Annotated in this window: 4 protein-coding genes; all 4 read left to right on the top strand. The window is 46.2% G+C overall.

What is annotated here, in order from left to right; translation table 11 throughout:
- Positions 1-276: hypothetical protein (locus tag HMPREF9420_RS14035; RefSeq protein WP_007136000.1), on the top strand; the 276-nt coding region annotated here is incomplete at its 5' end.
- Between the two features lie 747 nt (positions 277-1,023).
- Positions 1,024-3,000 (top strand): hypothetical protein, encoded by a 1,977-nt coding sequence (locus HMPREF9420_RS12045; protein ID WP_248628117.1) that lies wholly within the window; start codon positions 1,024-1,026, stop codon positions 2,998-3,000.
- Positions 3,001-3,548: 548 nt separating this feature from the next.
- The gene (locus HMPREF9420_RS12050) at positions 3,549-5,294 is read left to right on the top strand and encodes an outer membrane beta-barrel family protein (RefSeq protein ID WP_248628118.1); all 1,746 of its coding nucleotides are present in this window, start codon (positions 3,549-3,551) and stop codon (positions 5,292-5,294) included.
- Positions 5,295-5,816: 522 nt separating this feature from the next.
- On the top strand, positions 5,817-6,251 hold the full coding sequence (locus HMPREF9420_RS14310; RefSeq protein WP_169309708.1) for a hypothetical protein: 435 nt from the start codon (positions 5,817-5,819) through the stop codon (positions 6,249-6,251).
- Positions 6,252-6,264: the final 13 nt, after the last annotated feature.

A 6,264-nucleotide genomic window follows, 5' to 3' on the forward strand; every position in this document is an offset into this window, starting at 1 on the left:
AAACTCATTTTCCGAATGGTTTGGCATTTCCGCGCTCGGCGAAACTCATTTCCCGAAAGGTTTGACATTTCCGCGCTCGGCGAAAGTCATTTCCCGAAAGGTTTGTTATTTCCGCGCATGGCGAAAGTCATTTCCCGAAAGGTTTGGCATTTCCGCGCTCGGCGAAACTCATTTCCCGAAAGGTTTGACATTTCCGCGCATGGCGAAAGTCGTTTCCCGAATGGTTTGGAGTTTCCGCGCTTGGCGAAAGTTATTTCCCGAATGGTTTGGAATTAGTTGTTGCAAAGATATGGAAATTAACGGTTCAGCGTAATGGGCATGTACGTCTGCTGGGACATTATTATAACGTACCCCACACTTATATGGGAAAGAAAGAATCTATGAGGAAAAGAAAAACAAAAGAAAGTGAGAAATCATTTGCAATGTAAAAATATTATATCTATTTTTGCAAAATAAATAATAGTAATAACCGGTAAAAGATGATACGATTGAAAAGCAAAAAAGATGAACGCTAACAACAAAAGTTATAAAATAACTACATATGGTCAGTTTCGAAGATTACATGGGAAAGTTTCAATGATTTTTTCCAGTACAAGTAATCTAATCTTAGCATGCATGGGGGTGCTGCTGCAGCCCCTGCTACGTAACTGTAAGAAGCATTCTATGAGAACCTGTAAGAATCTCGGAGTGTCTCTCCTGCTGAGTCTGTTTTTCCTGACTGCATCCGGTCAGAGTCAACCGCATACTGCACAAGACTTGGAGGTAATCCGTGCGGCACTGCCTCAGGACCAGCCGTACATGCTCTTCAGCAAGGAGACCTATGAGACGGGGGAAGACATGTGGTTCAAAGCATGGCTGTTCGACCGCTCCTTATTAACAGTGTCGAACAGGAGCCGGACTCTCTTTCTGAGAATCTATGATCCCGCCGACAGTCTTGTGTGGAATGAGAAATATCCGATTTCCGGTGGGCGGGCTGAGGGACACGTCTTCATCGGGGAGAAATGGAATACCGGGGAATACCGGGTGGAAGGATATACTCTGTCTTCGTTCTATGCCGACAGTACGGAGGCCATCTTTCCTCAAAAAATAAGGGTCGTTGACCGAATCGACAAACAGAAACCACAAGACACGAAAGCTAGACAGCAGAGAGATAACATTAGACTTGGCTTGTATCCGGAGGGGGGCTATCTGGTTCAGGGTATAAAAAACTATGTTGCATTTAAGACAACAGACAACCAAGGTATGCCTGCCCCCTTGAATGGCTGGCTATGTGAAAATGGAGCGAGGATATTGGACATAGAAAGCTATCATGACGGAATGGGGCTCTTTTCGTTCGTCCCTCAAGAAGGAATCCGCTACACGGTACGACTAACCAATGGGCAAGAGTTTCCTCTTCCCACATCTCTCCGTTCGGGCATGGTAATGCATTTGGAACACACAGACAGAAAAAATGTCGTGTTCTCGGTGAGACAGTCTAAGGAAAGCATGCCTCGCCGCATATCTCTGTTTGTGCAGATGCGTGGTGTTCCCTGCTATCAGGCCGGCGGGGTACTTCGGGACAGCCTCATCATCACTTTGCCTACGAGCGAGTTTATCGGACAGGGAATTGCCGAGGCAACCCTTTACGATGAGCAGCAGCGTCCGGTAGCTGAAAGGTTGTTCTATGTCTTGCCTGATAAACAGCTGGCGATAACAGCTCGTCCGTCGAAAGAAGTCTATTCACGCCGTGATAAAGGTAAAGTAAGGATACATGTGACCGATTCCGAGGGAAAACCGGTACAGGCAGAAATATGCGTGAGTATCTTTGACAAAGCTTACATGAAACCATCTTATCGGGAAACGATGCTGTCTTATAATTTTCTCTCGACCCAAATACGTGGTAACATTCATCACCCTGCCTACTACTTCGACCGTAAGAATCCGGACAGGCTGCAAGCCTTGGACCTGCTACTTCTTACGCAAGGGTGGCGGCGGTATACTTGGCAGGCAAGTCGGAAAGACTATCATGGGAAACCATTCCTATGTGACAGCATCATCGGAAGAGAAACCGTGGGAAGTCGTAAGATGAAAAGAAATACCACCAACGGAGGTGAGCAGGTGATTCAGGTGTTCGGACCTTCCGGGGATAGTCAGTTCCTATGGACCGATTCCGTGGGCAACTTCTCTGTTCCCGTGTCTGTCATGAATACACTTCGGGGTGGATATGTCTATATCAAGCCACTTCTGGGAAAAGAGTTCAAGCCACATCTGACGCTCTCGGATGGTACGGTACTGATAGACTCCATAAGGAAGTCGAAAAAATCATACCAATCTTATTTGAACAATGTCGAGAAAGAAAAGAAAGACGCGGAGCTTGTCACAACCCAGACAGGGACAGTGCTGCTGAACGAGGTACTTGTCACCAGGAAGCGCAGGATTCCCTTCAGGGATAAGTTCATGGGGAGGCTGGATAGCCTGGTAAATATAAATTTAGGCCCATGGGTCTGCAAACACGGCTTTTTAGAAAACTACAAAGAGGGATATTCCCACTTAATGGGAGATGAAAGAGCACCTGTCCAATGTGCTCAACATAGTAGAGATACTTTAAATGTTCGGAGGAAACCCGTTATCGGAAAGGTGTATCGGATTATAAAATACGAACCTAATACACAGGGAATATCGATCGTCAAAGATGTCGAGGACATAAAGTATGAGGGTCCTATCTACACCGATGAGGAATTGCTCCGTATGAATAACATCACGCGTGTCAAGGGCTACTATGGCCAACGCGAGTTCTATACGCCCGATTCCGTGGAGATGCTGTCCCCACTCCCCGATGCACGGAATACACTGCTATGGAGTCCCTCTGTCCAGACTGACAAGAACGGAGATGCCACCGTGCCATTCTGGACTTCCGACATCAATACACAATTTATAGGAGTCGTGGAAGGTACCGATGGTCTGGGACTGTTAGGCAGTAACACTTTTGAGTTTCATGTATCAAAAACCGTGGAAGAATGAAGACGAGAATAGCTGAAAGCCGGACAGTAGGGCTGATATTCATGCTGCTGTACATAGCCAGTACGGGGGGAGTCTCTGCACAGACTCGCAATGACACCCTCAGTCAGAAGAGAGACTCTATCGTACATCTGAAGGAGGTGCAGGTCAGTGCCTCACGCCCGCTGATAAAGGCAGAGCTCGACAGGATAACCTATCATGCAGCCGATGATCCCGACAGCAGGAGCATGACGCTGTTGGAAATGCTGCGGAAGGTGCCTATGGTTACGGTAGAGGGGAATGATGTCGTGAAAGTAAAGGGCAGTACTGATTTTAAGGTATATGTGAACGGCAAGCCAAACACCATGATGAGCAACAAGCCCACGGAGATGATGAGGACCATCCCCGCTTCGACCGTCAGGAAGATAGAAGTCATTACGAATCCCGGTGCCAAATATGATGCGGAGGGCGTGGCAGGGATACTCAACATCATTACGTTAGGCAGTTCGAAGCTGGAAGGCTACAACGTCAGTCTGGGCGTGGGAGTAATGAATATAGCACAAAGCGCAAACGTGTCAGGCCTGGCCAAGGTCGGGAAATTAACCCTGTCAGTCACGGACGGAGTAAGCTATTCAAGACCACCCAAGGCATGGCAGGAGACGGAACGCACAGGTAAAACGCTGTCGGCAGCAGGACAGATGCACTCCTACTCTGATTATCAGGTCAAGGCACCCGCCCATTTCATGGAATTGGGCGGCAGCTATGAGTTTGACAGCCGCCACTTGATCAGTATGACGGCAGGAGTAGAGAACTACACAGGGAAAAGCCGGACGGACATGCACACTGATATGTACGACGGCAATGGTGGGCATAGATACAGCTTCGATAATGAGCATGCGTCACGCAATCGAATTAATAGCCTGTACGCAGGAATCGATTACCAGCACACGTTTGGCAGACATGGCGGTGTCATAACGCTGTCGTATCGCTTTTCAGCAGTACCTTCCACCGTTATGTCCTCCAGCCTTTATTACTGGCAAAAAGGCCAGACACCGGATTTAAGTTTCAGGAACCTGTGTACCACGTCCGACCTGCGTACGGACGAACATACCGGTCAGATAGACTATACCGTAACCAGAGGTGGAAAGCATACATGGAGTGTGGGGGCTAAATACATCCATCGCAGCCATAAGAGTGACAATGTCGAAGCTACAAGAACGGCAGGTACGGAAGACCCTTTTGAGGAAGATCAGAGTCAGTTTCTTTCTTACAGACAGAGGACTGATATTTCATCCGCATATGCGGAATATGCCATACGGCACAAGCAAATATCAGGAAAGATGGGATTGCGTTATGAGCATTCTTCGCAGAAAGTAAGCTATCCTGAAGATAAGCTCCTGACGCGTCATGAAAGTTTCGGTGCGCAATTCGATAACGTGGTCCCTTCCTTGTCAATCGGCTACCGTATAGGGGAGACACGGATGCTCACGTTCTCTTATGCCATGCGCATATCACGCCCCAACATCTGGAATCTGAATCCCTATGTAGACCGGACGAATCCTACTGTCATCAAGATGGGAAACCCTAATCTGACTACATCATCCTCGCATAACCTGAGCCTCTCGTTCAACTCATTTGCCCGACGCTTTGGAATAAACATGACGGCAGGACTCGACTTACAGGATCGTGGCATCATCGGCTACTCCTATTGGGGTAATCCTGTCTCCCTGACCGACAATATGGTAACAGGGGAAAATGCCACCCTTATCTCCACGTATGGCAATCTGCTCAAGAGAAGTAATGCTTATCTGAACCTTTACATCCGGTGGGCCCTCTCTGGGAGCACCATCTTGAATGTCAATGCAAACGGAGCATATACCAATCTTAAAAGTTCACAGCTGGGACAGCATAATAATGGATATTCAAGCAGTCTTTCGGTCAATTTACAGAAGAACCTACCATGGAGGTTGAGAATGGTAGCCGGTTGTTCGCTGAACAGCCGAAGCTTAGATTTGCAAGGGTATACCGAAGGCTCCATGATGTACCGTCTTATGTTGATTCGTTCTTTCTTGAAAGACGACAGGCTGACGGTGACCGTCTATGGAAATAATCTGTTCCAAAATGATTTGCGTATAGAACAGCTTACCGAAACTGCCGACTTTACAAATCGCTTTACGAATGTAAGACGTGACTATCGCAGCTTCGGTATAAACGTCAGCCTGCGTATAGGAAAGCTGCATGACAGAGTGAAACGCACATCGAAGAGCATATCAAATGATGACGTCATCACAGATGGAAATCCAAGAAACCAGAAATAGTAAATAACAAATGAAGAGAAAGTTAGTTTTCCTGATTTTTACATACTTGGTTTTAGCATCATGTACTAATGGCCAAGTAAATACTAGGGAGCGCCAAATCCGCTTCCCGAAATATGAGAAATTCATTGAAACTGTCCCCATGTAATCTTCAAAACTGACCCTATGTAGTTATTTTATAACTTTTGTTATTAGCGTTCATCTTTTTTGGCTTCTCAATCGTAGCTTCTTTTGCCGGTTATTACTATTATTTATTTTGCAAAATAGATATAATATCTTTACATTGCAAGTGATTTCTCACTTTCTTTTATTTTCCTATTCTTTCATATATTTTTTCTTTTCCTCATAGATTCTCCTTTCATTTGAATTTTAATTGCCCCATGCTTTGAGATTATCGAAGACAATTATCGTTGATACACCGCCAAAGAACTTCTTTATAAGGATGGCGCTACACTTTTTGATTTCTTTGGACTTGCTCCAACAACTTATCATAGTCCCCGATTAGATGCGCTCTACTTCCCGACTATGCCAAACGCCTTAAGAAAGCGTGGTGTAACAAGAAAAACACTCTACTCGGAGTATATTAAACGTTATCCACAAGGGTATTTCTATTGTAGTTTCAATCGTTTCTTGCGCGCCTTTATAGCCTCCCGCAAATCGCTTTTTAAAGGTTTTGAAGTTTGCGGGCCTCCCGTAAATCATTCCGCAAAAGGTTTGGCATTTCCGCGCTCGGCGAAACTCATTTTCCGAAAGGTTTGGCATTTCCGCGCTCGGCGAAACTCATTTCCCGAAAGGTTTGGCATTTCCGCGCTCGGCGAAACTCATTTCCCGAAAGGTTTGACATTTCCGCGCTCGGCGAAAGTCATTTCCCGAGTGGTTTGGAGTTTCCGCGCTCGGCGAAAGTCATTTCCCAAAAGGTTTGGAATTAGTTGTTGCAAAGATATGGAGATACTCATCTAAAGTGGTAATGCCT

The organism is Segatella salivae DSM 15606 (assembly GCF_000185845.1).
In the GTDB taxonomy this organism is placed as follows: Bacteria; Bacteroidota; Bacteroidia; order Bacteroidales; family Bacteroidaceae; genus Prevotella; species Prevotella salivae.

Coding starts and splice junctions, on each gene's coding strand:
- HMPREF9420_RS14310 (WP_169309708.1), top strand. CDS start 5,817: ATGCCAAACGCCTTAAGAAAGCGTGGTGTAACAAGAAAAACACTCTAC.